Below are 25659 nucleotides of genomic sequence, written 5' to 3'. Positions count from 1 at the left end.
AAAAAGCCTCCACCCATTCGTTCTCTTATTTGTGGGAACGTTACCATGGGATCGATCCCATTTTGGTGAAGATTTAAACAAAGAAAAGCGGAGAAGATAATTATTGTGATCTTTGTAACTATTTAATCGTTCAATAAGTGAGCTAGCTTTTATTCTGCGGCTGAAAGTGATTTCTAATCGTTATATGCAATAGTTTGCTTTGGTAATTTATTAAAATAAGAAACCAAACGCCTAACAAATCAAATATTCATGCCCGCTTTCCACACAAAATGCCCGTTTTTTTGTGTAGTTATTCACCATTTCGGTCAAAAATGGGCAAAGCAGAACTTGCTGTGATCTCCGTCGTAGTATTTCAACGGGGTTAAATTAATACTCAGTCCATCCGAGATAAATGAGTAGTTTATTAATGCAAGCATTAACCCGAGCAGGCCATATTTTAAAAGTGATAGGAAAAGTTGGGCGAGTTTCAGTCAACGACTTAGCCGAAGAGCTTAATGTCTCGGTCGAAACTATTCGTCGAGATTTAAAAATCCTCGACAATAAAGGTGAAGTGGTTCGAGTTCATGGTGGCGCAATATGCAAGCAGTATCGTGATGAAGGCACTTCATTTAATAATCGGGCGAATAACAACGTCATCGATAAAAAACATTTAGTCGATAAGGTTATTTCCAATATTTATGAAGGTTCGGTTATAGGCTTGGACGCGAGTTCATCCAGTTGGTTGGTCGCGCAATCTATGCCGGATATTCGCTGCACAGTGGTAACTAACTCAATAAATAATATTAGTGTACTGTGTGGCAAAAAGAACATTTCAATCATTAGCTTAGGTGGCCATTTTTCTGAAAAGTACAAAGCGTTCTATGGCATGATCGCGAAAAACACCCTATCAGAAATGGCGCTTGATCTATGTGTCATATCTTGCGACGGCTTTGATGAACTCAATGGTGTTTGGGACTCAAACGAGTACAACTACGACATTAAAAGAACATTCATTGAGGTTTCGGAAAAAGTCATTCTTCTCGCAGATAAGAGTAAGTACAAGAAGAAGAGTCTACTTAAAATATGCAATTTCGATGAAATAGACATACTTATTTCAAACATATAAACAAACAATAAATACTATTTTTTAACATTATAAAATCCATAAACCAATAACGTGAAAATCCCTAATTTAACTATTAGAGGGATAACTGTATCTGAAGGAAATAAAAAATGACGGACACATTATCACCTGAAAAAGAAATTAGACTGGATAATAATAGTAACCAAGTTATCCCTAAATCCATTTTAATTCCTTTTATCTTACTGACCTCTTGCTTTGCTCTTTGGGGGCTAGCAAATAATATGACGGACGTGCTGATCGCACAATTTCGTAAAGTATTTACTTTAACTGATATGCAATCAGGATTAGTGCAAACTGCATTTTATGGTGCTTATTTTGTATTGGCACTACCTGCAGCAATATTTATTCAACGCTATAGCTATAAAGCGGGCGTATTACTTGGACTCGGCCTATTTGCTTCTGGTGCGTTGCTTTTCTACCCTGCGGCGCAGGCAATGGAATATTTACCTTTCTTAATGGCACTATTTGTATTAGCGGGTGGCCTGTCCATTCTAGAAACCAGTGCAAACCCATACATCATTGCAATGGGACCTGAAGCCACTGCGACTCGTCGACTTAATATTGCCCAAGCGTTCAACCCTGTCGGCTCTATTACTGGTGTACTGATAGGTAAAATCTACATCCTTTCTCAGCTCCACCCTGCCACCGACGCAGAACGTGCTGCGATGTCATCTGAGCAACTTGGTGCGATTCAAACCTCAGAACTCAGCGCGGTGATGATGCCTTATCTCGCCGTTGCCGCTGTCATTATCGTGGTGTGGTTAGCGATCGCTTTCACCAAGATGCCGAATGCTCGCGAAGTGGTACCAACAGGCGGTTCAGACCACTCACTGAGCGCAACGTTTGGCCGACTACTGAAGAAAAAGCACTTTGTACGTGGTGTGATCGGTCAGTTCTTTTACGTCGGCGCGCAGATCGGTTGTTGGTCATGGACAATTCGTTACGTGATGACGCAAGTCGGTGGCTCAGAAGCAGAAGCGTCAAACTTCCTACTCGCTTCGATTGTGGTGTTTAGCGCGTTCCGCTTCATCTGTGTTGGCCTGATGAAATACATCGCTCCTGAAAGGCTTCTGGCTGCACTGGCATTCATCGCTGCGTTGCTTGTCCTAACCCTGATGACTGTTGGCGGTACAACTGGCGCTTACGCTCTGGTGGGTATCTCAGCGTGTATGTCACTCATGTTCCCGACCATTTTCGGTTTGTCTCTACGCGACCTTGGTAGCGATTCTAAGTTCGGTGGCAGTTGCTTAATCATGGCGATTCTGGGTGGCGCGGTACTGACCGCCATTATGGGACAACTCTCTGACTCGATGGGCATTCAAGCGGCGTTCGTTATCCCGCTGGTTGGTTTCATCTACCTAGTCTACTTCGGCCTTAAAGGCTACCAGATCCAAAAATAATCCAACGTTAATGTGAAATAAGAGAATCAAAAAATGAGTAACTTAGTAAAAATCGGTATTCGCCCTACCATCGACGGTCGTCGTCTTGGTGTTCGTGAATCTCTTGAAGATCAAACAATGAACATGGCTAACAATCTGGCAAATTTCATCATTGAAAATGTACGCCACGTTAGCGGTGAAAAAGTCGAATGTGTCATCGCAGACACAACCATTGGTGGTGTTGCAGAAGCAGCAGCATGCGCTGAAAAATTCAAACGTGAGAACGTTGGTCTCTCCATTACGGTAACGCCTTGTTGGTGTTACGGCACGCAAACGCTGGATATGGACCCGCATCTACCAAAAGCGATTTGGGGCTTTAACGGCACCGAGCGCCCAGGGGCGGTTTATCTAGCCGCAGCAATGGCTGGTCACTCGCAGCTTGGTTTGCCAGCATTTTCTATCTACGGTGAAGAAGTTCAAGACAAAGATGACACCTCTATCCCAAGTGATGTTCAGGATAAGATCCTTCGCTTCTGTCGCGCAGGTCTGACCGTTGCGACGATTCGCGGTAAGTCTTACCTGTCAATGGGCTCTGTATCTATGGGGATCGCGGGTTCTATCGTGGACCAACCGTTCTTCCAACACTACTTAGGCATGCGCAATGAGTATGTCGATATGACCGAAATCAAACGTCGCCTAGACCGCGAAATCTTCGACAAAGAAGAGTTTGGACTAGCACTATCTTGGGCGAAAGAACACTGCAAAGAAGGCAAAGATTACAACCGCGTACCGATGACCGAAGAGCGTAAAACCGATGATTGGGAAACGGTGGTCAAGATGACTATGATCATGCGTGACCTGATGGTCGGTAACCCGAAACTGGCAGAGATGGGTTACGCAGAAGAAGCGATGGGACACAACGCAGTTGCTGGCGGCTTCCAAGGCCAACGTCATTGGACCGATCACCTACCAAACGGTGACTTTAGTGAAGCGGTGCTTAACTCTACGTTTGACTGGAATGGTATCCGCGAGCCGTTTGCGATTGCGACTGAAAACGACTGCTTGAATGGTGTGAACATGCTGTTTGGCAAAATGTTGACAGGTCAGGCGCAAGTATTCTGTGACGTCCGTACATATTGGTCTCAAGATTCGGTTGAGCGTGTTAGTGGCTATCGTCCTGAGTCCGGATTGATTCACTTAATTAACTCAGGCTCTGCGGCACTGGATGGCTGTGGTGAAGCGCGCGATGAGCAAGGCTCGTCTGTCTTCAAACCTCACTGGGAAATGAACGCGCAAGACGCAGAAGCATGTTTAAGCGCAACGCAATGGCCACCAGCCGATGTTGAATACTTCCGTGGCGGCGGTTTCTCTTCCAACTTCCTCACTCACGGCGGTATGCCATTTACGATGCACCGTATCAACATCATCAAAGGCATCGGTCCTGTGCTGCAAATCGCGGAAGGTCACTCAGTGACGTTACCAGCCGAGGTACATGAAACGCTTAACGAGCGTACCAACCCAACTTGGCCAACTACTTGGTTTGCTCCTCGTATCACCGGAGAGGGTGCGTTTAAAGACGTTTACTCAGTGATGGCGAATTGGGGCGCGAACCACTGTGTTATCACTTACGGCCATGTCGGTGCTGACTTGATTACGCTGGCGTCTATGTTGCGTATCCCAGTTGCGATGCACAACGTCGAAGAGCAAGAGATCTTCCGACCTCACACGTGGACGGCATTTGGTCAGGACAAAGAAGGCCAAGACTACCGCGCTTGCGCAAACTTCGGTCCTTTGTACAAGTAACCACTATCGGCGGGAGACTCTCCCGCCCTTTTAGGAGTCTCTATGTCCGTAGTGATTGTTTTAGATTGTGGAGCGACGAACTTACGTGCTATCGCGATTGATCCCAAAGGGGCAATCGTCGCGTCTCACTTCATCAAAAACGCGACCAAATGTGACGCGCAAAATCCAGACTTCCACATCTGGGATTTTGACGACATTTGGCAGAAGTTGGTCGAGTGCGGTAAGCACGTCGTGAATCAAGTCGGCGCGAAAAACATCCTAGCTGTAACGGTAACCACATTTGGTGTCGACGGCGCACCTTTTGATAGTGACGGAAAACAACTTTACCCCATCATTTCTTGGAAATGCCCAAGAACCATACCGATGATGACTAAGGTCGAGCAAGAACTTAATCGCCTAGACCTGTATCAAGACAACGGTATTGGTGATTACAGTTTCAATACCCTCTACAAGTTACGTTGGCTAAAAGAATATGAGCCAAACGTCTACGCCAAGATGGATAAGTTTGTCTTTATTTCATCGATGATCACTCACAAGCTGACTGGTGTCATGACCACCGACTACACCATGGCGGGCACGTCGATGCTAACAGACCTTAGCACCTGCGATTGGAGTAAAAAGGCGTTGGACTACCTAGACTTAACACCTAACCACTTTGCGCCGCTTATTATGGCGGGAGAACAGGTGGGTTCACTCAGTCAGGATGCCTCCCAACAATTGGGGTTGGTCTCTGGTACGCCTGTCATTTCTGCGGGTCACGATACGCAATTTGCCCTCGTCGGTTCTGGCGCAGAAGAAAACCAAGCATTTTTAAGTTCAGGAACTTGGGAAATACTAATGGCGCGCAGCCAGCGCCCCGCCTTGAATCAACAAGCATTAGCAAACGGCGTTACTGTCGAGCTCGACTCACAAAAGGATTTATACAACCCTGCGATTCAATGGCTCTCCAGCGCTGTGGTTGAATGGGTCGCCAAACAGTTCTACGGCGCTGAAAAAGGGTCTAGCGAGCTTTACGCCACCATGATTCAAGAAGCAGAAGACGCTGGCTCAGCAGCTGGTGGTGTGGTGTTTAAACCCAATCTAGCGGTTGATGAAAGTGGCATCGGTCAAGGCTCGATCGAAGGACTGTCTATCCATACCTCTCGCGGCCAGATCGTTCGCGCCGTGTTCGAAGGTTTAAGCCAACAACTAGCGCAGCGTTTTTCGTATCTCAATCAATTGTGCCAACTAAACAACGGTCCAGTCGTGGTGGTTGGCGGTGGGACCAAAAATCCACTTTGGAACCAATTACGCGCCAATGCGTTGCAGCGTCCGCTTCATATTGTCGAACAAGCAGAAGCGACCGTGATTGGCGCAGCAATGTACGCCTTTTATGGCGCTGGGTATTACCGTTCCATCAACGAATCCCAACAAAACATGAAGCCCAAACTTCGCGTCGTTTCTCCACAAACGGCGTCTACCACAAACCCAGTTAATCAGGAGCACAGCCATGCTTAAAGGTATCCATCCTGCAATTTCACCATCACTGTTGGCCACGCTGTCAGAAATGGGGCATGGCGATGAAATCCTGTTCGCCGATGCCCATTTTCCGGCGCATACCTTCAGCAACAACGTGATTCGCTGCGACGGCGTTGGCGTCGATACCCTACTCGAAGGCGTCACTCCGTTATTCGAATTGGACCAATACGTGCCGCAACCACTAGCAATGATGCAAGCCGTAAGCGGCGACGAGCTCGACCCAAGTGTGGAAGCGAAATATTGCCAAGCTATGTCAGCAGCACAAGTAAACAGCAATCACATTCAACGTATTGAGCGCTATGCATTCTACGAGCGCGTAAAGCAGTGCTACGCCGTGGTACTCACCGGAGAAACAGCGAAGTACGGCAACATCATTCTCAAGAAAGGCGTAACCAGCATTTAAGGATTAATGAAATGAATCGAATTGAACTCTCTCAACAAATTATCGATACCTGTTTAGAAATGACCCGCTTGGGTCTTAATCAAGGCACCGCCGGTAACGTCAGCGTGCGCTTTGACAACGGTATGCTGATCACGCCAACTGGCATCCCATACGAAAAACTAACCCCTGAGCACATTGTTTATGTCGCGGAAGACGGCACCTTTGAAGAAGGTAAGCTTCCCTCTTCAGAATGGCTGTTCCACCTAACGTGTTACCAGCACCGCCCAGACATGAACGCGGTAGTACACAACCATGCGATCAACTGCGCGGCAGTCTCTATCTTGAACAAATCGATCCCAGCGATTCACTACATGATCGCTGCTTCGGGCGCGACAGAAATCCCTTGTGTGCCGTACGCAACTTTCGGTAGCTCTCGACTCGCGAAATACGTTGAAGAAGGCATTTCTAAGAGCAAAGCAATTTTGCTCCAGCATCACGGTTTAATTGCTGGTGAAGCGAACCTAGACAAAGCCTTGTGGCTGGCACATGAAGTCGAAGTACTGGCCGACCTGTACCTGAAAGCACTTGCGATTAACCCAGATGTCCCAACGCTGGACGATGCATCAATGCAAGTGGTACTGGAAAAATTCAAGTCTTACGGCCTACGCGTCGAAAAATAATCAGGAGTAAGTTATGGCTTTTGCTTTAAACCTTCCAAAGCTCAGCTATTCTGGCGTTGGCGCCGTTGATGATGCAATCGCAACGCTAAGCCAGCAACCCGTAAAGCGAGCATTGGTCGTTACCGACAACAACCTTGTCGAGCTAGGGATTTTGGATCATCTGTTTGAGTTGCTTGATCAAGCATCAATCGATTATGTGTTGTTTGATAAAGTCACCCCAAACCCGACTGCCACACTAGTACGTGAAGGTCTTTCAACCTACATCGATTCTGAGTGTGACTGCTTCATTGCTGTTGGTGGTGGCAGCCCAGTGGACTGCGCGAAAGCGATTCGCATCGTGGCGGCCAACGCGGGCGATATCGTCGACTACGACGGGATCGGCAAAGTTCAGCACGCGGGTGATTTCTTTATTGCGATCAACACCACAGCCGGAACGGCGGCGGAAATGACCTCTAACTCGGTGATCACTGATGAAACACGCCAAGTCAAAATGGTCATCATCGACTCAAAGCAGATCCCAGACATCGCCGTCAACGACCCAACCTTAATGGTCAACCTACCTAGCCACGTAACCGCGGCAACAGGGATGGATGCGCTAACACACGCCGTTGAAGCTTACGTAACACCGGGAGCACACACGCTAACCAAACCGACCGCGTTAGAAGCGATTCGTTTGATCAGCCAGTGGTTACCTATCGCTGTGGAAGATGGTCAAAACCTCAAAGCGCGTGAAGAACTCGCTAACGCCCAGTTCCTTGCGGGCATGGCATTTAATAGCGCAGGGTTAGGACTGGTTCACGCGATGGCTCACCAGCCAGGCGCAACGCACAACCTTCCACATGGTGTGTGCAACGCGATACTGCTACCCCAAGTCTGTGCGTTCAACGCGAAACAGTGCCCGGAACGCTTCCGCGATATTGCCAATGTGATGGGTGGAAAAACCGAGCAGCTTGATGACCAACAAGCAGCGGAATTGGCGGTGGATTTGATTCGCCAGCTTTCGAAGCGTGTCGGTATTCCTGCTGGGTTTTCGAGTCTTGGCATCAGGCAGCAAGACTTCCAGAGTTGGATTGACAAAGCCCTCGCCGATCCATGTTTAGGTGGCAACCCTCGCCAACCGACCGCAAAAGAGATTGAAGCGCTGTACCTAGAATGCTTATAAACATCTGAACGTATTTTAAAGTCAAAAAAAGCCGCTGAAATCCAGCGGCTTTTGTTATGTATGGTAGTAATTTTAAATCTAATACCAATCACAGTAAGTAAATGGTCAGAAATAGCGTAGAAAAAATGCTTGAGAACAAGGCAAAATTTTTCGATAAGTAGCTATTCTACAATCAAAAATTTTAACGCAGTTACCGAGCATTTTAACAAGCTAGAATGAGCAGTTATTTACTACGATTGGTATAAAGCGTCAGACTTAATGACTTACGGTCACGTCGTAATCCGCTTCGATGGCATTCGCTTGTTGGTAAGCAGGATGCTCCGCCAACAGTGCAGCGTAACGCTTAATATTGCTAAACTGCTCCAACATACCAAACTTGTAGAGCATCTCAGCAATAAACGACATCATGATATCAGCACCCGTTAGGCGCTCTTCAACCAAGTACGTCTTACCTTCTAAGCTCGCATCAAAGTAGCTCATCACTTTTTGCGTTTCTACCTCTGCGTAGCCGTCCAGAAAGTTCATCTCTGCACCATCTTTCGCGACAAACACTTTAAGCAGAAGCGGTAAAATCGCCGAACTTTCTGCGAAATGAAGCCACTGTAGATATTCGGTATACTCTTGAGTGCCACGCTTTGGGGCTAACTTGTCTGCGCCGTATTTTTCAATCAGGTACTCGGTAATCGCACCCGACTCAGTGATCACGGTCCCCTCTTCCTCAATCACTGGAGACTTACCGAGTGGGTGAACACTTTTCAGCTCTGGCGGTGCAAGAAAGGTGACGCTATCACGCTGGTAAGCAACGACTTCATAATCCAGTCCTAACTCTTCAAGTAACCAGATGATTCGCTTTGAGCGAGACTGATTTAAGTGGTGAAGTTTGATCATTTTACTTTCCCGTTTGACGCTTATAGTGGTTCGTTAGTTTTAATCACAAGTTTGCCGAAGTTCTTTCCTTCTAGCAGACCTTTGAACGCTTCTGGCGCATTTTCTAGCCCTTCAACCACTTGCTCTTTGTATTGAATTCGGCCTTCAGACAACCATTTAGTCATGTCTTCAGCGAACTCATTGTAGCGGTGAGCATAGTCGTCAAAGATGATGAAGCCTTGCATCTTAATGCGTTTCACCAATAGCTGACCCATCAATAGTGCTAAACGGTCTGGACCTTCAGGCAACGACGTCGCATTGTATTGAGAGACAAGACCACACAGTGGCACTCGAGCACTGGTGTTAAGCAATGGTAGAACCGCATCAAACACTTTGCCACCTACGTTTTCAAAATAAACGTCGATACCCTTGTCACATACCGACGCCAATTGCTGCGCGAAATCATCTGCGTAGTGGTCAAGACACTCATCAAAACCTAGAACTTCTTTCGCGTAGCGGCATTTTTCTTCACCGCCAGCTACGCCGATTACGCGACAGCCTTTGATTTTACCAATCTGCCCAACAGTTGCGCCTACAGGCCCGGTTGCTGCGGCAACAACTAACGTTTCACCCGCTTTTGGCTGGCCGATATCGAGCAAACCCATGTACGCAGTAAAGCCTGGCATGCCCATAATGCCTAGCGCATAAGAAGGTTGCGCTGGTTTTTTACCTAAGTTGATTAGACCTTCACCGTTCGAGATGCCGTAGTCTTGCCAACCGGTGTAAGCCAATACCCAATCGCCCTCTTCAAAATCTGGATGGCGAGAGACTTCAACTTGGCATACTGTACCACCGACCATCACGTCGTCGATCGCCACAGGTTCAGCGTAAGATTTTGCATCGCTCATGCGGCCACGCATATATGGGTCTAAAGAAAGGTACACACTGCGCAGCAACATCTCACCGTCTTGCGGTACAGGCTTGTCTACCGTCTCTAGTCGAAAGTTGTCTGACTCTGGTGCGCCATGCGGGCGTGACGCGAGTACGATACGGCGGTTGTTTTGCGAAGGTGACTTTTGCATAGGTGACATAGGAAGTTCTCCTGATTTTGACCAATCAATTAGACCAGTCGTCTAGTAATTATTTCAAAAAAACCGCCAAATAGATCAGCGGTGATTTTCCGGCAGTTTTTACTGCCCTTTGAGCAACAGTTTGGTGTTTTCTAGGCACTGTTTCAGCCCTGATTGATCTTGGTACAGCTTATTCAACAGGCTGGCACCAACCCAAACATAATAGATTTGGTGTGCGGCTTTCTCGCTATCTTTGACATCGATAGAGCCATCTGCAATGCCTTTTTCTATACATTGAGCAATTGCAGCGATGATTTTATCTGCGCCACTTCGCAGCGCTAAACGCATAGACTCTGACAAATCAGACACTTCTGCACTGAGTTTTACGATCAAACACTTATTCGCATTACAACAACCATTGTCCAGATCCATCCAGCGTTCAAAGTACTCGATCAAAGACTGATATCCTGTCTTTGCTGGACTCTCGAACAGCGGAGCAATATCGCTCAGATAGTTGGTGAAGTAATCTTGAATCAGTGACTCACCAAAGTGCTCTTTTGACTTAAAGTAGTGATAAAAAGAGCCCTTCGGCACATTAGCCGTTTTCAGTAGTTCAGATAGGCCAACACTGGTAAAGCCTTTGGTCACGATAAGGTCGTAACCGACTTGTAAGATGTGCTGACGTGTGTCGTTTGTTTTTGCGTTCATGGCGGGCATGATAGATCCAATTAGACCAGTCGTCTAGTAGAAAAGTAATTGGCATTGCACGTATGTCTTGGGGGAGAGATTATGATTTTCTCAGGTTATTGAATTATCTGCAGAAACAATCGAAAACAATAAGTATGGCAAGCAAAGCAAATTAGCGTGAGAAACGCCCTCACGCGACTAATATCTAAAAGTTCTTTATACCGACTTTAAAATGCTCAAGCGTTTTGTACGACTCAAAAGCGCTGATCGCATCATCAAAATCAAACTCTGCTGTAATCAAATTATCCAATGACAGCTTCTCTATCATGTGCGCCGCGGTGAGAACACTTTCAATACCACATAAACTGGTCCAACTAATGGTGATATTGGATGCGTACAAGTTGAGAAGAGGCAACGATACTTTTTCTTTACTGCCGTAATAAGTAAAGATTTTCATCGCTCCACCTTTAGACAAGTACGGCAGCGTGGTTTCTATCATATTGATATCTGAGGACGTTTCGATAATCACGTTGTAGCCCTCGTGCTCACAACAATCAGATAGGTCAAAATGAAAATCAGAAGAATTTGGATCAATGACAAAATCAGCCCCGTATTTTAGGGCTTGCTCGCGCCTTTCGGCAATCGGCTCAATGACAGTAATCTCACGCGCGCCACGCAGTTTAATAAACTTAACAAAACTCTGGCCAATGAACCCTCCGCCAATAATCGCAACTCTAGTGCTGTAGCTGATATTGAGTGTCGATAGCGCTTCAACTATCGCTCCAACAGGCTCCATCATAATCGCGTGTTTGTAGTTGAGTTTATTGGGCACTTTGATCACTTGCCGACAACTACGGACGATAAATTGGCAAATTGTCCCCTGATGTATATGTGATTGATTACAATACTGAGGCTTTTGTGCCAGACAGTAATGGCAATGTCCACAAAAGCTCCACGGTAGCACCATTACCAAGTCACCGATCGAGTAACCTGAATACTGGGCATATTCACCGAGCTCTTCAATGATACCTACCGCTTCATGTCCCATAATTCCGGTATGGGCAAAGATGTCAGACTTATCTTCAAAACGCATATCGTCACGACAAAAGCTTGAATACACCATTCTGATCTTTATATCGTCTTTCTCTTTGAGTTGAGGCGTTTCGATCTCAACGATGTCGAGCGTTTCAAATTTTGTTCTTACCAGTGCTTTCATCTTATTATTTTCTCATCTGTTCGCGATACTCTTTAGGAGATAGGCCCGTATGCTTTTTGAATAACCGCGAAAAGTAATGGGGATCTAAATAGCCAACTTTTTCCGAGATCTCACTGATATTGTGCTGGTATTCAAAGAGATATTGCTTAGCGATAAACACTCTCAAGCACTGGAGTAACTCTAAGAATGTCATCCCCAACTCAGCTTTAAATACTCGGCTGAGGTAGGGCTTAGAGATGTTTAGATGCTCGGCCATTCCATCAAGAGAGAGCTCCTTATCGTAATGGTCAAAGACATAAGTTATTGATTTTTTGACATTGTCAGACAAGTTTCGCGATTTCAGCCCTGTCGATACTTGCGTAAAGAAACGATTCATCTCGTTAAATTCATGTTCAATAGAGATAAAGCTGTGATGACTGGGTTTGAGATTTGGGTCTAATACGAACTTAAATAGTTCACAGGTGAAAGCGGAAAATTCTCTTAGTTGTGGAACCACATCTCTATCGTGATGAGTTGAGACCGTCTCAAAGTAAACGAATCTCAGCTGCTCGTTAAGTAAGTTAGCGTCATTATTTATAGCGCTAACGAATACGCTCTTAAACAATTCATAGTGATCAATAAATGAAACCTTCCTGGTTTCTCGTTCTGCATCTCGATCACGTTGCTCCGAGATCAACTCACCGCTATCGACTACTCGATTGTCTATGTAGCGACTAACGTGCGCTAACTCATCCTTTGAAACAAACACGACATTGTTTCGCGTTTTTCGCTCTTCTCCATCGTCAATAACAATAACCTTGAAGTCTTGCCCGCTTTGAGAAAAGTCATTAATTAATGTGTTGAGAGGAACCATGACATGGGCGTCGATGATGACAAAGTGCGGTTTATACGCGACAAAACTATCTAAAGCATCTGCACTGTAATAGACCAATCGTGGTTTTATCTGATGCTCTGTTTTGAGTAAATGACTAAGGCTTTTTAGCAACATTCTGTTTTCAGAAATAACCATTACTTCCGGCATAAAATCCACTCTACAACACGAACATCTCAAAAATTACAACCTAGCAGCACATAGCACCAAGTTAATACGATGTTACGATTATTTATATGAATTTCACATTACCCAAAATGTTACATACTATCAACAACTGAAGTGTGCTTACGTGCAGCGTGTTCACCTTTGTTCAACGCCACTACTATCACAAATGAACCTATACCCTTATGAAGCACAAATACAACATGGCGAATAATAGACACCATGAATAAAAGTAACATCCATCTCTAGAAACCACCGTTATTTATTTGAGATGCCCGTTGATAACGTAAGAATACGGAATCCGTTTAGGTGTGATTCCACTAGGCTTTCAATACTCCGTACATTAGTTTCATTACAGCGAACTCGCTGCTTAAATACCCTTCATATTTTGGCAACTCATCGATCATGTCTTCAACACGTCGGTGATAAAACATATGGATCGCAGGTGGTGGAAGTTCACTCGCGTTTTTAAAATTATCTGTCGGTATAAAAGCAATTTTTACTGGGCCCATTCCACCTATTTCGATTGCAGGCTCCCCACAGCGTTTACACAACCCACGCTTGATATTTGGAGGCAATTTGTACTTTTTAAACTCAACATTTTCTTCTGACGCAGGCTGTAAATTTTTGGCTTTTAATATTGTTACATCGGCAAACGGTTTATTGTTGAATTGCTGACAAATCGTACAGTGACATATAAAGCGCGCAACAGCCGTAGACTCTGCCAACTCAAACGAACAGGCTCCGCATTGGCAACTCGCATGTTGTGGTGTTACTAAGTGTTTGATCATAAGTTGATTCTCGGTTTGAAATTCAATCCGGCTCACGTTGAACAGACTAAAGCCCGTTGGCGGTAAAGTACCGCTAACGGGCTGTTTCTATCCGTCAGTTATGGCGCATTACGGTTTAATAATGCCTTTGATATAGCGAGGGTCACCACTCTCCATCAACTCAAATCCTTTCTGGATATCGTCGAGAGTAAACTCGTGGCTTATCAGTTTCTTAATGGGCAGAATGCCTTTCGCTGACGCTTCAATACTCTCTTTTGCCACCTTGATATAGTCTTCCGCATAAAGAGGGTGTACCGAGTGCAGAACCGGTGAACGATACGCGAGTTCATAGCCAATCTCAGGATCCCAAGTCTCCTCTTTCGCATACAACGAAGGAATCAATATTTTCCCTCGACCAGCAGAGCCCAGTAGATCACCGTATCGTACGACTTTTAGTGCTGTTTTAAGACCGCGTAAACTGCCTGTTATTTCGACCACGACGTCCGCACCCAATCGATCGGTTAACTCATCAACTAAGTCAGTCAAATTCCCCGAAGTCGGATTGATAGTATGGGTAGCGCCTAGCTCTTTCGCTAACTCTAAACGGCTATCTTGCACGTCAACGGCAATGATTTTGCTCGCTGCACTGTGTTTTAAGCCAGCAATAGTCAATAGCCCCATCATGCCACAGCCGACGACTGCCACCGTTTCACCCAAACTTGGGTTGGCCACTTTGACGATATTGCCGACACACATTAGCGGCTCTGCCAAACAGTACTTCAGCTCTTCGCGTGGTAGCTCGTTCGGAATTGGTATACAAAAGGCAGCAGGCACCACCAGATGCGACGCAAAACCAGCCACAGCAGGGATAAAGCCGACATAATCGCCCACTTTATAGTCGCTAACTTCACTGCCGACTTCTGTAATAACGCCTACAGACTCATGGCCGATATGAGCTGGGTATTGGATGTCTTTGATCATCGCCATATGACCACGTTCATCAAAACCAAGCTGGCTGTCACCGAGATACGTTGGCATATCTGAGTGACACAAGCCGATGGCTTCAACCTCAACCAAGACTTCATGGGGTTGAATCGCAGGGATATCCTCTTCAATGATCTGGAATTTTTTTGGTCCAGTCAGAATAGCGGCTGTTCTCTTCATGATGTCACTCCTTGTTAGCGTTTTTTGCTGATAGCTTGCTTAGCAGCGCGGGCGATGTTTTCCGCAGTCAACCCATACTCTTCTTTCAAAAAGGCCATATCACCCGTTTGACCAAATCGCTCAAGCACGGCGACTCGCTCTACTGGGCAAATGTGCTCTTGCATCACCACTTGCGTGACAGCATCACCTAAGCCACCATTCACACTGTGGTTTTCGGCTGTAACAATCGCCCCTGTTTCTTGAGCACACTTCACCACCAAATCACGGTCAAGAGGACGAATAGTAAACATATCCACTACGCGAGCAGATATGCCCTGTTCTTCTAACAGTTTCGCCGCTTTTAAGGACTCAGAAACCATCACCCCATAGGCAATCAAAGTGACATCAGAGCCGTCTTGTAGAATATTTCCTTTGCCAATCTCGAAAGTCGAACCTTCTTCGTAGACCTTATCAACATTGGCTCTCACCATGCGAACATAGTACATGCCATAGTCTTTTTCGATTTGAGGAAACAGAGCTTTGGCTGCAACATTGTCGGTAATCTCAACAATTTTGATTTCCGGAATTGAGCGCATCACCGCAATGTCTTCAAATGGCATATGTGTACCGCCATTGAACGCTGCACTGACACCTGGGTCTGTACCAAGAATCTTGACGTTTGCTTTTGAATAAGCACCAGAGATAAACACTTGATCCATTACGCGACGAGACATGAACGGCCCAAATGAATGAACGTAGGAAACAAAGCCTTCTTGTGAAAGTCCCGCTGCGAAGCCGATCGCATTGGCTTCGGCAATCCCAACATTGATCAGCCTTGTTGGGTAGTTCTCGATGAACTTCATCATGTCAAATTTAAACAGAGACAGACCTAAATCACACTCAACGTGAACGATATCATCCGTTCTGCCCAGACCTTCATAAAGGTAAGAGCTGTAAACCGACGCTAATGTGTCTTCGTATTTTTCATTAATGTTTGCTAGTTTTACACCCATGGTTCTATCATCCCTTATGCATTTAGTGCCGTAATCGCTTGTTCTGCTAGTTCTTCAGTCACCGGGACGTGGTGGTTCCACTCGTTTTCAGCCCAGTTAACGCCCTTACCTTTTAAGGTATTGCAGATAATCACGGTTGGTTTTCCTTCACAGGCTTTCGCACTCTCGATAGAGCGTTTGATTTCGCAGATGTCGTGGCCGTCGATGTTCTCAACATTCCAGTTAAAGGCTTCAAACTTTTTATCTAGCCCAGCAAGATCGTTAATCGCTTCTAAAGGGCCATCCAGTTGCATCTTGTTGAAGTCGACAAACAACACCAAGTTGTCAATCTTCTTATTTGCAATATTCATGATGGCTTCCCAGTTCTGACCTTCTTGCAGCTCTCCATCACCGACGATGCAAAAGACACGGTTGTCTAAACCTTTTAGCTTAAGCGCATACGCTGCCCCTGAGGCCACTGAAAGTCCTTGACCAAGAGAACCCGTAGTAAAATCAATACCTGGTGTTTTTTGCATATCGCAGTGACTAGGTAAGTTCGTTCCGTTCTGGTTCAGTGTTTGCAACATTTCCATTGGAAAGAATCCACGCAGCGCTAGTGCAGAATATAGTGACGGACCACAATGCCCTTTGGAACATACAAGGCGGTCTCTATTCACCCATCTCGGTTCTTGCGGGTTATGCTTTAGTTCATCCATGTACAGCACACTGATGATTTCAACCATTGACATAGAACCACCTAAATGGCCGAATCCACGGCTCGCAAACTCATTTAACGTAGCGATTCTGACATTTTTAGCGAACTGTTCGATTTCCGCTATTTTATTCTCTGCATACATATTCTCTGTCCCTGTAACTGTTTATCGTTAGCCAGATGAAGACTATTCTCGATATTTGGTTCTTGCCATGGACAAAATTTACATCGTTTTAAAAAAACAGGGACAATATTTACCTTTTATTTGTTTAATATTATTTTTGTGAATAACCTTACACTTTTAAATACTAATTTTTGCTGAAATACGCTCCATCCATGTATGATCATGTTCATTAAACTTCGTTATTGTTGATTTTTAATTATATTTAATAATCTAAAAATTAAACATATCTATTAATTGTTTTAATTTAAATGTTAGCATTAATGAAAGAGTCAAATATTAATTAAGTAGGTAACTATGAATCAGGCAACTCTGTTGGTAAACGAAACAAGCTTTCAGTTAGAGCAATGCTTGCATGCTCAGAGAAAAGCGTTCAATAATTTAGGACAGGAACCATATCAAGAGCGAAAGAAGCACCTATTTAATCTAAAAAAAATGATTAATGACAATCGTGATGAAATAATTGAAGCGATAAATAAAGACTATGGTAACCGCTCGTATCATGAAACATTAATTGCTGAGATAATTCCAGTAACAGAAGATATTACATTTAATATTAAACACTTGAAAAAGTGGATGAAACCACAAAGCAGGAAAGTAGATCAAATATTATATACGGGTGCTAAAAATAAAGTCATTCCTCAAGCTATTGGCGTAGTTGGAATTATTACGCCATGGAACTTCCCATTAAATTTAAGTTTCTCTGTTATTTCGGCAGCTTTTGCAGCAGGTAACCGCGCCATGGTAAAAATGTCCGAAAACTCCATTCACTTAACTCGTTTACTTAAACAAATCTCACCCAAGTATTTTGCCATCGAGAAACTGGCTTTTTTTGAAGAAACTGGTGAAGTGGGGATCGAATTCTCCAAACTACCTTTTGACCACCTATTCTTCACTGGTTCTGGCATGACTGGGCGTAAAGTGATGGCTGCGGCTTCTGCGAATCTCACTCCTGTCAGTTTAGAGCTAGGTGGTAAGTCACCTGCGATCATTGCACCAGACTACCCGACGGAAAAAGCGGTTGAGCGCATTATGCATGTCAAACAGTTCAACGCCGGACAAATATGTGTCAACGTTGACTACGCATTTGTACCTAAAAGTAAACTCAATGAGTTTGTGTCTAATGCACAAACCTGGGTTAAAAAGCATTGTCCCGATATCCATAGCGACGACTATACATCGATTATTGATAGCAAATCCTTCCAACGGTTATTAGATACTTTGGAAGACGCGCAAAACAACGGCGCTGAAATTATCAACTTGAGTAATCAAGAACCCGACGCGTTTGCAAGAAAGTTTCCGCTGATGCTAGTAATTGACCCAAGCGAGGACGCAATTATCAGCCAAAGAGAAACCTTCGGCCCTATTCTGATGGTAAAAACATACCAAGATAGAGAACAGGTTATTGATTATATAATTGAGAGAGACCGTCCATTGGCGATGTATCCGTTTACCAATGATAAGTCGCTTGCAGACTACTACATTAATCGTCTACTTTCTGGTGGCGTCTGTGTGAACGATGCGCTATTTCACGTCGCACAACACGATATGCCATTTGGTGGTGTCGGGGCCAGCGGCATGGGCCACTACCATGGATACGAAGGTTTTTTAACCTTCTCAAAACTTCGCCCAGTGTTTTATCGAGGTGGATTTTCTAGCATGAAGTTCTTTATGCCACCTTACACGGACTTCGCTGATAAAGCACTTAAGCTCGTTGCCAAACTTAAATCATAAAATCCCGCTTAGTAACCTTGGCACTGGGATGTGCCAAGGTTGTTGCGCTGACTTTTACATGCCATCGACGTTATAAATGTCGTAAGAGAAGTATTTGCTCGCGATCTTTTTATGTGTGCCGTTGACGATCACAGCTTCAAGACCTTTGTTCAGTAATGCTTGCAGATCTTTATCTTGCTTACGCACCGCAATACCGACGCCTTTACCAAACCATTTTGGCTCAGTGTAAGAAGGACCAGTAAAGTGGAAATCTTGACCGTCTTCGGTATCCAAGAAACCGCTGCGTAGACCAATCGCCCCGCCAAATACGGTATCTAAACGGCCGCTGATTAAGTCCGAGAACGCCTCATCAAAAGTGTTATAACGACGCAGCTCAATATTCGGATACGCGTGGCTTAGGTACTGATCACCGACTGTTGCTCGTTGCACGCCGACAACAATACCATCCATGCCCTTTTCGCTTGGGTCGATTTCACGCTCTTTGCTCATAACAAATCGTTGCGGCACCATCGCGTATGGCGTCGTGAATGCGACTTTCTTTTCTCTCGCTGGGGTGATGGTCATCGCGGCAATAATCGCATCGCTCTTTCTCGCCAATAATGCTGGAATAATGCCATCCCAATCTTGTTTGCGAATCACGCATTTCACGTTCAATTCATCACATAGTGCGTTGGCTAAATCGACATCGAAGCCGACTAGCTCCCCTTCTTCTGAGGTCCAGTTAAACGGAGGATACGCGCCTTCAACCATAAAGCGGATCGTGTTCCATTCTTTCGCGAATGCGTTACTTGTTAATCCAAAGCCAACCAACAGCGCAAATAGTATTTTCTTCATTTTAGTTCCTTGTGATTTTTATCCCTGAATAGAGTATTTGGTGTGAACCAATCAATTCAGCTTCAGAATAGTCAAAAGACGAACCTTCATACCAAACTGAGTGAATAGGTTAGAATAATTGCACCTACGGCTAAAAATAGCTAGCACATATTGTTAACAAAACTGACACAAATGAGATTTATCTCGATAAGAACAATGGTCGTTGGCGAGTTATCGATAGCGTTGGTTGTGACGGAACTGAAAGGTACAAGAAAGAAAAAATCCCTCGATTGGGTTCGAGGGATTGATTAGGAACTTAAGTGTTAGCGGTAACGTTGACTAGAGTCCAGATGTCATGTGTAAGCTGTAAAACAGGCCACGTCCTATCAACTCAGACGCTAAGATCAACACCAGCGCTACGGTTAAGTTTACTGGGTTGACACTCGACTTATTGATCATCGGCAACACCCAAATGAGTAGACCAGCCAGCAGAAGTGCCACTTGCACACTCAGATAACCGCCAAGTCCATCCACCAGCTCGGAAGCTTTAACAACTGAACTTTGTACTTCACTCACAAGGTTCATTTTGCCCACCGTCACGACCAAGCTAATCGCCACCGCAACAACAGCCAACATCACGATATTTCGATCCACAGTGAAGCGGCTATCCTTGGCAGATACGATCACCAACTGCGAGAGCAACAAACCACCTACCACCATTGTCATCACAAAGCTGAGCGGAGTGTAAATATTGAACCAAGTTGGAACGGTATTGATCATGTACACATTCACCATGGAATACATAAAGATACAACCCAGAACCATCGCGCCAATCATTAAGATTTTTTGAACTACCGCACCGCCTTTATTCAGTACAGATAGCAACCACTGTAGTCCACCAACAGCAAAGAACGCAGCACCAAAGAACACTTCATTCGACAGCCACGCTGAACCTAACTGATTAAACGAGTTAAATGCGCGTAGCGGAGAACCTAAATGGGTGATCGAGAACAGAAAGCCCAATCCCATGATCGCCCACAGCGCAAACATCGGCACTTTGTAGCTATTGATTTTTGCTTCGTCAAAACCCATGGCCAACGCACGTGCGCTAACGAGTAGGTAACCACCGACTGCCGTTTGCGCCAGCACCGTAAAGAAGATTAAAGAATACTCATGGAAAATCATCTTAAACCTCCTGAGGGTTTGCTAAGTAGCCCGTTGTATCACCCGTTGGCTTAGCATTCTTGTTCAACTTAATCACAATATTGGGCAAAGTCAGGTGTGAAGAAGGTAGTGGCGCAACGTCAGCGGTTGTGCCGTATTTCTCACGTAATACCTGGATTTCCCCAAATTCCAACGCACGCAGAGGACAAGATTCAACACACATTGGTTGCTTGCCATCAGCCACACGCTCGTAGCACCCATCGCACTTAGTCATGTGGCCTTTCTCTTTACTGAACTGAGGCGCGCCATAAGGACAAGCGTTGCTACAGTGCTGGCAGCCAATGCAAACCTCCTCGTTTACTACCACCAGACCATCTTCTTGGCGCTTGTGCATCGCGCCAGACGGACACACTTTCACGCAAGCTGGATTTGAGCAGTGGTTACACGCGATAGACAAATAGTAAGAGAACACATCATTTTGAATCCACGTATCCCCATCTTGGACAAAGCCGCCACCGGCATATTCATATACGCGGCGATAATTGCGCTTCACGTCCAAGTCCCGATAATCTTTACAAGCAAGCTGGCAAGTTTTACAACCTGTGCATTTACTTGAATCTATGTAAAAGCCGTATTGTTTCATCCTTACCTACCTTATGCTTTATTAGCCAGCTTAATGTCCACCAAATTGGTGTGTTGTGGATTACCCTTCGCTAGGGGACTAGGTCGTTGGGTGGTTAACACGTTAATCGAGCCGGCGTGATCGATTTTTTGTCCATCGGGGGCATACCAAGCGCCCTCACCTAACGCGACGACGTGTGGCAAGATACGTGGTGTCACTTTGGCAGGAATCCGTACTTCACCGCGATCGTTAAAGATACTCACCATGTCACCATTTTTGATTCCACGAGCCTCGGCATCGATCGGGTTGATCCATACTTCCTGACGCGCAGCGGCTTTAAGCAAAGCGACGTTACCGTAAGTTGAGTGACAGCGCGCTTTAAAGTGGAAGCCGGTCAGTTGCAGTGGGAACTTGGCTGTTAGCGGGTCATTGTGCCCTTCAAACGAATCCACATAGATAGGCAGTGGGTGAATAACCTCATCTTCTTTTAGCGTCCATTCTTTAGCAATGTTCGCTAGTGTTTCAGAGTAAATTTCGATCTTGCCACTTGGTGTTGAAAGCGGGTTGGCTTCAGGATCATTACGAAAATCTTGGTAAGCGATGTAATCACGATGATATTGACGCTTATAGATGCCCAACTCTTTCATCTCTTCAAAGGTTGGTAGAGATGGGTCTTGCTTGCGGGTTTCCGCGTACAAATGTTCCACCCACTCTTGTTGCGTCCGCCCTTTAGTAAACTCTTTCTCTACCCCCATGCGTTTGGCGATTTCAGAGCACATTTCGTAGATACTTTTCGCTTCGAACTGAGGCTCAATCGCTTTCTGGGCATAGATGAAATAAGGCGCATTCGATGCTTTGCCGTCCATCGCCCAGTCATCTTGTTCAGAGGTGGTTAAGTCCGGCAGGATGATATCGGCGTACTTAGCGGAAGATGTCATGTGGTTATCGATAACCACGATCATTTCACACGCTTTATCATCTTGTAGAATTTCGTGAGTACGGTTGATATCTGCATGCTGGTTAACCAAGCAGTTACCCGCGTAGTTCCAAATCATCTTGATCGGATTGGCTAAGCGCTCTGCACCGCGCACACCATCGGTTTTGTCTGTCATTTCATGGTGGCGATAAATCGCGTCTGTCCACAAGAACATCGATATAGAGGTTTTTACTGGGTTAGGAACTGTCGGGAAGCGAACAAAAGGAATATTGATATCGCTTTCGCGTGCACCAGTTGAACCACCAGACACGCCGACTGAGCCAGTCAGCAGAGAGAGCATAGCAATTGCGCGCGATGCTAATTCACCGTTTGCCGTGCGTTGCAAACCCCAGCCTTGGTGAATGGCACATGGTTTGTTTGCGCCCATTTCTCGGCCCAATTTGATAATCGTGTCGACGGGAATCCCTGTGATCTTAGAAGCCCATTGCGGTGTTTTTTCTACCCCATCGTCACCCAAGCCTAAAATGTAAGACTTGTAGTCGCTGTTTTTAGGTGCTGACGCTGGCAGGGTTTTCTCATCGTAACCGATACAGTATTTATCGAGGAAAGCCTGATCGACATAGTTCTCCGTGATCAGCACATGTGCTAGACCCGCCACCAACGCCGCGTCGGTAGAAGGACGAATTGGTATCCATTGGTCTTCACGCCCACCTGCGGTATCCGTGTAGCGAGGGTCAATAATGATGGTTCTTACGTTGGACTTATTCTTACTCTCGACGTAGTGATGAATCAAACCACCACCAGACATACGGGTCTCAGCTGGGTTATTACCAAACTGAATATTGAGTTTTGCGTTGGCTAAATCAGAGAACGAGTTGTTCATCGCCCAGCCGCCGTAGGTATGGCTGAGGCCTTCCGCAATTTGCGCTGTGGAGTAATCACCATAGTGATTTAAATAGCCACCGCATAAATTCATCAGACGAGCAATCAATGTTGATGCTGGCGGCCAAGACTTAGTCACCGTCCCGCCAAGCGTGCCCGTACCGTAGTTTAGATAGATTGAGTCGTTGCCGTAGTCTTTAATTAAACGCTGCATCGTCGTGGCGACTTCATCGTATGCTTCTTGCCAACTGATGCGCTTGAACTTTCCTTCGCCACGTTTGCCAACCCGCTTCATTGGGTACTTCAATCGGTCTGGGTTGTAGACTCGGCGACGCATTGAGCGTCCACGTAGACAAGCCCTTACTTGAGGACTGTCTCCAAACACGTCTCCACCGGTATTATCGGTTTCAACATATTTGATCTCACCATTTTGTACATGCATGCGGAGCGGGCAGCGTGAACCACAGTTTACTGTACATGCGCTCCATACAACTTTCTCGTCATTTGTTACTGATTCTGCCGCGCGCGCAGGGCTAGACTTAAATGGTAAGCTAATACCACTGGCTAACGCCGCTGCGCTACCTACCGCAGAACTTGCTTTAATAAACCCGCGACGAGTCAGATTCATCAAGTCAGATTGCTGTTTATTCTTCGTCATAATTGGATGCCTTAACATTGCTTGCGCATACCACTTTAGGGGTAAGTCCGTGCTATTAAAATGACGAGAGCAACCACTATTGATATAAATCAAAGTGAATATTAATTTAATTTTAAATTGCCAATTTTGTGATTAAATTTGACGTGGATATGAAAGAATAGAAACACACATTATTAAGCTAATTTATTGAAATGAAAATGATTATCCATACGCTTAAGATATTAGGAACACTGTTCTATCACCAACGCGGTAAAGCAGAATCGGTTGAGCTCGTACGCTCTTTAGTGACAGAAAATGTCCTTCAAACAGAAACGTTGCATGCACTCACTTCTTTAACGGACGAACAACTCGAACATGATTTCAGCGTGCTATTTGAGGGAATGGGCAGCATGCCGGTTCCACCTTGGGGATCGGTGTATTTAGACAAAGAGCAGGTATTGTTCGGCGACTCGAACACGCAATATCGACTATTTTTACAACAGCACGGTATCGAATTAGATTCAGGACAACGTGAACCAGAAGATCAATTTGGTTTAATGCTGTTAGCCTGCGCATACTTTCTTGAACAAGACCAAACACAAGCAGCATGCGAGCTACTTGGAGAACATCTAATGCCTTGGGGCTCAACCTATCTTGAGCAACTCAGAGAGAAAGCGCCAAACCCGTTTTATCAGCGATTGGCAGCAGACGTCTCGAAATGGCTAAACGCGTTGATTCAACAACAACACATTGAAGTAGTGAAAAAGAAGATCTATTTAGATGAGTGAATCCATCGATAATAATCGACGAGGCTTTCTGAGCCGTTTTAGCCAACCAGTAAAACGAGCTCAGCAAGCAGAAATAACACCGCGCCCCGCAGCACGCCCACCTCACTCGGTGGATGAGGCGTTGTTTGCGCGTCTTTGCGACGGCTGTGGTGAATGCCTAAAAGTTTGCCCAAATAGTGTCATTGAACTGGATGCCCAACTGGCGCAGCTTAATCTTGATTACAATCAATGCAGTTTATGTGGCGAGTGTGTCAAAGCTTGCCCTAGCGATGCGCTGCATGCTTCTGTGCCACTGGACATCAACTTGCGCCCGCACTTCTCGCAAAGCTGCAACAATTATCTTCAGATGGAATGCCAGCAATGCGCCTTTGCCTGCCCGCAGCACGCTATCTCGGTTCAAGAAGATGAACTGCCACGCCTAAATAACGAACTCTGCAATGGCTGCGGACAATGTCGCACCAGTTGCTATACCGATGCGATCACCATGCAGTTATATAATGCGAGCTAAAAACTCATCCGTTCTCAAAAAGACCCGCCATTCAAGGCGTTCTAGAGCGATAGAAGCCAACCAATTTATCAAGAAACTCGTGTAGCGTTTGATTCATTTCATCGTAGTCGTGGGCAAATACCGCCGCGATTGCTTGAATAGAGATCGTGAGCTTTTATAGTATCTAAACAGTTGATAACCTATTTTTGCTTTGCATGAAGCTATACTCTATTGGTTATAACTTCATTTCCAAACGCATGGGAATTTCGGGTTAGGGAATAGAGACTGATTCTGCTAGAATCGCCTCCCCTCCTACCTTGATGACACCTGCACCACAGTCTTGTATAGAGCGGAAACCACACTACCCACCACCTCGATTAAATAGATACTTAGGAACTCGTTATGATGACGGATGAAGAAAGAATTGAATTACAGAAAAATAACCCGCTACACGGTCTTAAGTTAGAAACTTTACTGCAAGAGCTGGTGGATTTTTATGGTTGGGACATCCTAGATACAGCGATGCGTTTTAACTGTTTCCACACCAATCCATCGATTGCGAGTAGCGTTAAGTACTTAAAGAAAACCGATTGGGCGAGAGAAAAGTTAGAGAACTTCTATCTATACCGCTTTAAACGCATGCCACGCGCATCTAGCGACGAGTACAATTTACCACCTCGAGCTCGCACTTTCTCACACGGTTTGAAACCGAAAGAGCCGATGGCATTGACTGTTGACTCAATCTTAAAATCGCAAGCAAAAGCGGCATCAGCTCACAAAGAGCGCTCATCACGTAACCGTAACTCTCGTAGATAGTTCATCGCTTTTCATTCAGATATACGTGTAAAAAAGCCCGCTAAATACTCAGCGGGCT

Annotated in this window: 24 protein-coding genes; 11 read left to right on the top strand and 13 right to left on the bottom strand. The window is 45.3% G+C overall.

Annotated features, from left to right (window positions below; all coding sequences use genetic code 11):
- The first annotated feature begins 406 nt into the window (after window positions 1-406).
- The 7 genes from AKJ31_RS01245 to fucO all read left to right on the top strand — a co-directional run bounded on the left by AKJ31_RS01245 (window position 407) and on the right by fucO (window position 8047).
- Window positions 407-1105, top strand: a complete 699-nt coding sequence (locus AKJ31_RS01245; RefSeq protein ID WP_211263027.1) for a DeoR/GlpR family DNA-binding transcription regulator — start codon at window positions 407-409, stop codon at window positions 1103-1105.
- A 107-nt stretch (window positions 1106-1212) separates the two neighbouring features.
- On the top strand, window positions 1213-2523 hold the full coding sequence (gene fucP / locus AKJ31_RS01240; RefSeq protein ID WP_053407269.1) for an L-fucose:H+ symporter permease: 1311 nt from the start codon (window positions 1213-1215) through the stop codon (window positions 2521-2523).
- A gap of 33 nt (window positions 2524-2556) precedes the next feature.
- Window positions 2557-4305, top strand: a complete 1749-nt coding sequence (fucI, locus tag AKJ31_RS01235) for an L-fucose isomerase (protein ID WP_053407268.1) — start codon at window positions 2557-2559, stop codon at window positions 4303-4305.
- A 42-nt stretch (window positions 4306-4347) separates the two neighbouring features.
- Window positions 4348-5802 (top strand): L-fuculokinase, encoded by a 1455-nt coding sequence (gene fucK / locus AKJ31_RS01230; protein ID WP_053407267.1) that lies wholly within the window; start codon window positions 4348-4350, stop codon window positions 5800-5802.
- Window positions 5795-6226, top strand: coding sequence for an L-fucose mutarotase (gene fucU, locus AKJ31_RS01225; protein ID WP_053407266.1), 432 nt, complete (start codon window positions 5795-5797; stop codon window positions 6224-6226). The genes fucK and fucU overlap by 8 nt, the downstream gene beginning before the upstream one ends.
- 11 nt (window positions 6227-6237) lie before the next feature.
- Entirely contained in the window at window positions 6238-6885 is a 648-nt protein-coding gene (gene fucA / locus AKJ31_RS01220; protein ID WP_053407265.1) for an L-fuculose-phosphate aldolase, read from the top strand.
- A 13-nt stretch (window positions 6886-6898) separates the two neighbouring features.
- Complete coding sequence (fucO, locus tag AKJ31_RS01215; protein ID WP_053407264.1) at window positions 6899-8047, top strand: lactaldehyde reductase; 1149 nt, start codon at window positions 6899-6901, stop codon at window positions 8045-8047.
- A 255-nt stretch (window positions 8048-8302) separates the two neighbouring features.
- On the opposite strand, the gene AKJ31_RS01210 is transcribed toward fucO, so the two are convergent.
- The 9 genes from AKJ31_RS01210 to AKJ31_RS01170 form a co-directional block, all read right to left on the bottom strand.
- Window positions 8303-8935 (bottom strand): glutathione S-transferase family protein, encoded by a 633-nt coding sequence (locus AKJ31_RS01210; RefSeq protein ID WP_053407263.1) that lies wholly within the window; start codon window positions 8933-8935, stop codon window positions 8303-8305.
- Window positions 8936-8955: 20 nt separating this feature from the next.
- Complete coding sequence (locus AKJ31_RS01205) at window positions 8956-9996, bottom strand: NADP-dependent oxidoreductase (protein WP_053407965.1); 1041 nt, start codon at window positions 9994-9996, stop codon at window positions 8956-8958.
- Between the two features lie 108 nt (window positions 9997-10104).
- Complete coding sequence (locus tag AKJ31_RS01200; protein WP_053407964.1) at window positions 10105-10692, bottom strand: TetR/AcrR family transcriptional regulator; 588 nt, start codon at window positions 10690-10692, stop codon at window positions 10105-10107.
- Window positions 10693-10876: 184 nt separating this feature from the next.
- Window positions 10877-11887 carry a zinc-dependent alcohol dehydrogenase gene (locus AKJ31_RS01195; protein WP_053407262.1) on the bottom strand — a complete coding sequence of 337 codons (1011 nt, stop codon included), beginning with the start codon at window positions 11885-11887 and terminating at the stop codon, window positions 10877-10879.
- Window positions 11888-11891: 4 nt separating this feature from the next.
- Window positions 11892-12908, bottom strand: a complete 1017-nt coding sequence (locus AKJ31_RS01190) for a helix-turn-helix transcriptional regulator (RefSeq protein ID WP_053407261.1) — start codon at window positions 12906-12908, stop codon at window positions 11892-11894.
- Window positions 12909-13243: 335 nt separating this feature from the next.
- Window positions 13244-13714, bottom strand: a complete 471-nt coding sequence (locus AKJ31_RS01185) for a GFA family protein (protein WP_053407260.1) — start codon at window positions 13712-13714, stop codon at window positions 13244-13246.
- A gap of 108 nt (window positions 13715-13822) precedes the next feature.
- Window positions 13823-14857: a zinc-dependent alcohol dehydrogenase gene (locus AKJ31_RS01180; RefSeq protein ID WP_053407259.1), complete on the bottom strand. Its 1035-nt coding sequence runs from the start codon at window positions 14855-14857 to the stop codon at window positions 13823-13825.
- 14 nt (window positions 14858-14871) lie between these two features.
- Complete coding sequence (locus tag AKJ31_RS01175; RefSeq protein WP_053407258.1) at window positions 14872-15849, bottom strand: transketolase family protein; 978 nt, start codon at window positions 15847-15849, stop codon at window positions 14872-14874.
- 14 nt (window positions 15850-15863) lie between these two features.
- Entirely contained in the window at window positions 15864-16685 is an 822-nt protein-coding gene (locus AKJ31_RS01170) for a transketolase (protein WP_053407257.1), read from the bottom strand.
- Window positions 16686-17018: 333 nt separating this feature from the next.
- On the opposite strand from AKJ31_RS01170, the gene AKJ31_RS01165 reads away from it, so the two are divergent.
- Entirely contained in the window at window positions 17019-18455 is a 1437-nt protein-coding gene (locus AKJ31_RS01165; RefSeq protein ID WP_053407256.1) for a coniferyl aldehyde dehydrogenase, read from the top strand.
- 54 nt (window positions 18456-18509) lie between these two features.
- On the opposite strand, the gene AKJ31_RS01160 is transcribed toward AKJ31_RS01165, so the two are convergent.
- The 4 genes from AKJ31_RS01160 to AKJ31_RS01145 all read right to left on the bottom strand — a co-directional run bounded on the left by AKJ31_RS01160 (window position 18510) and on the right by AKJ31_RS01145 (window position 23531).
- Window positions 18510-19289: a transporter substrate-binding domain-containing protein gene (locus AKJ31_RS01160; protein ID WP_053407255.1), complete on the bottom strand. Its 780-nt coding sequence runs from the start codon at window positions 19287-19289 to the stop codon at window positions 18510-18512.
- 318 nt (window positions 19290-19607) lie between these two features.
- Window positions 19608-20453, bottom strand: coding sequence for a dimethyl sulfoxide reductase anchor subunit family protein (locus tag AKJ31_RS01155; protein ID WP_053407254.1), 846 nt, complete (start codon window positions 20451-20453; stop codon window positions 19608-19610).
- A gap of 1 nt (window position 20454) precedes the next feature.
- Entirely contained in the window at window positions 20455-21075 is a 621-nt protein-coding gene (locus tag AKJ31_RS01150; RefSeq protein ID WP_053407253.1) for a DMSO/selenate family reductase complex B subunit, read from the bottom strand.
- Window positions 21076-21086: 11 nt separating this feature from the next.
- The gene (locus AKJ31_RS01145) at window positions 21087-23531 is read right to left on the bottom strand and encodes a DmsA/YnfE/YnfF family dimethyl sulfoxide reductase (RefSeq protein ID WP_053407252.1); all 2445 of its coding nucleotides are present in this window, start codon (window positions 23529-23531) and stop codon (window positions 21087-21089) included.
- A gap of 197 nt (window positions 23532-23728) precedes the next feature.
- On the opposite strand from AKJ31_RS01145, the gene AKJ31_RS01140 reads away from it, so the two are divergent.
- The 3 genes from AKJ31_RS01140 (at window position 23729) to AKJ31_RS01130 (ending at window position 25601) form a co-directional block, all read left to right on the top strand.
- Window positions 23729-24298, top strand: a complete 570-nt coding sequence (locus AKJ31_RS01140) for a molecular chaperone TorD family protein (protein ID WP_053407963.1) — start codon at window positions 23729-23731, stop codon at window positions 24296-24298.
- A complete protein-coding gene (napF, locus tag AKJ31_RS01135; RefSeq protein WP_053407251.1) occupies window positions 24291-24806 on the top strand; it encodes a ferredoxin-type protein NapF in 516 nt (171 codons plus the stop codon). The genes AKJ31_RS01140 and napF overlap by 8 nt, the downstream gene beginning before the upstream one ends.
- 384 nt (window positions 24807-25190) lie before the next feature.
- Window positions 25191-25601: a VF530 family protein gene (locus AKJ31_RS01130; RefSeq protein WP_157052314.1), complete on the top strand. Its 411-nt coding sequence runs from the start codon at window positions 25191-25193 to the stop codon at window positions 25599-25601.
- Window positions 25602-25659 lie beyond the last annotated feature (58 nt).

This window comes from Vibrio hepatarius (genome assembly GCF_001274785.1).
Taxonomy (GTDB): Bacteria; Pseudomonadota; Gammaproteobacteria; order Enterobacterales; family Vibrionaceae; genus Vibrio; species Vibrio hepatarius.
The sequence above is the reverse complement of the archived record's forward strand: the minus strand, read 5'-3'. Positions and strand labels throughout refer to the sequence as shown.

What these genes read in the sequence shown, in the direction of transcription:
- fucI (WP_053407268.1), top strand. Translation starts at nt 2,557, where the DNA reads ATGAGTAACTTAGTAAAAATCGGTATTCGCCCTACCATCGACGGTCGT.
- AKJ31_RS01170 (WP_053407257.1), bottom strand. Translation starts at nt 16,685, where the DNA reads ATGTATGCAGAGAATAAAATAGCGGAAATCGAACAGTTCGCTAAAAAT.
- fucP (WP_053407269.1), top strand. Translation starts at nt 1,213, where the DNA reads ATGACGGACACATTATCACCTGAAAAAGAAATTAGACTGGATAATAAT.
- AKJ31_RS01155 (WP_053407254.1), bottom strand. Translation starts at nt 20,453, where the DNA reads ATGATTTTCCATGAGTATTCTTTAATCTTCTTTACGGTGCTGGCGCAA.
- fucO (WP_053407264.1), top strand. Translation starts at nt 6,899, where the DNA reads ATGGCTTTTGCTTTAAACCTTCCAAAGCTCAGCTATTCTGGCGTTGGC.
- AKJ31_RS01150 (WP_053407253.1), bottom strand. Translation starts at nt 21,075, where the DNA reads ATGAAACAATACGGCTTTTACATAGATTCAAGTAAATGCACAGGTTGT.
- fucK (WP_053407267.1), top strand. Translation starts at nt 4,348, where the DNA reads ATGTCCGTAGTGATTGTTTTAGATTGTGGAGCGACGAACTTACGTGCT.
- AKJ31_RS01185 (WP_053407260.1), bottom strand. Translation starts at nt 13,714, where the DNA reads ATGATCAAACACTTAGTAACACCACAACATGCGAGTTGCCAATGCGGA.
- AKJ31_RS01195 (WP_053407262.1), bottom strand. Translation starts at nt 11,887, where the DNA reads ATGAAAGCACTGGTAAGAACAAAATTTGAAACGCTCGACATCGTTGAG.
- AKJ31_RS01165 (WP_053407256.1), top strand. Translation starts at nt 17,019, where the DNA reads ATGAATCAGGCAACTCTGTTGGTAAACGAAACAAGCTTTCAGTTAGAG.
- fucA (WP_053407265.1), top strand. Translation starts at nt 6,238, where the DNA reads ATGAATCGAATTGAACTCTCTCAACAAATTATCGATACCTGTTTAGAA.
- AKJ31_RS01160 (WP_053407255.1), bottom strand. Translation starts at nt 19,289, where the DNA reads ATGAAGAAAATACTATTTGCGCTGTTGGTTGGCTTTGGATTAACAAGT.
- AKJ31_RS01140 (WP_053407963.1), top strand. Translation starts at nt 23,729, where the DNA reads ATGATTATCCATACGCTTAAGATATTAGGAACACTGTTCTATCACCAA.
- AKJ31_RS01200 (WP_053407964.1), bottom strand. Translation starts at nt 10,692, where the DNA reads ATGAACGCAAAAACAAACGACACACGTCAGCACATCTTACAAGTCGGT.
- AKJ31_RS01205 (WP_053407965.1), bottom strand. Translation starts at nt 9,996, where the DNA reads ATGCAAAAGTCACCTTCGCAAAACAACCGCCGTATCGTACTCGCGTCA.
- AKJ31_RS01245 (WP_211263027.1), top strand. Translation starts at nt 407, where the DNA reads ATGCAAGCATTAACCCGAGCAGGCCATATTTTAAAAGTGATAGGAAAA.
- AKJ31_RS01145 (WP_053407252.1), bottom strand. Translation starts at nt 23,531, where the DNA reads ATGACGAAGAATAAACAGCAATCTGACTTGATGAATCTGACTCGTCGC.
- AKJ31_RS01180 (WP_053407259.1), bottom strand. Translation starts at nt 14,857, where the DNA reads ATGAAGAGAACAGCCGCTATTCTGACTGGACCAAAAAAATTCCAGATC.
- napF (WP_053407251.1), top strand. Translation starts at nt 24,291, where the DNA reads ATGAGTGAATCCATCGATAATAATCGACGAGGCTTTCTGAGCCGTTTT.
- AKJ31_RS01175 (WP_053407258.1), bottom strand. Translation starts at nt 15,849, where the DNA reads ATGGGTGTAAAACTAGCAAACATTAATGAAAAATACGAAGACACATTA.
- AKJ31_RS01190 (WP_053407261.1), bottom strand. Translation starts at nt 12,908, where the DNA reads ATGCCGGAAGTAATGGTTATTTCTGAAAACAGAATGTTGCTAAAAAGC.
- fucU (WP_053407266.1), top strand. Translation starts at nt 5,795, where the DNA reads ATGCTTAAAGGTATCCATCCTGCAATTTCACCATCACTGTTGGCCACG.
- AKJ31_RS01210 (WP_053407263.1), bottom strand. Translation starts at nt 8,935, where the DNA reads ATGATCAAACTTCACCACTTAAATCAGTCTCGCTCAAAGCGAATCATC.
- AKJ31_RS01130 (WP_157052314.1), top strand. Translation starts at nt 25,191, where the DNA reads ATGACGGATGAAGAAAGAATTGAATTACAGAAAAATAACCCGCTACAC.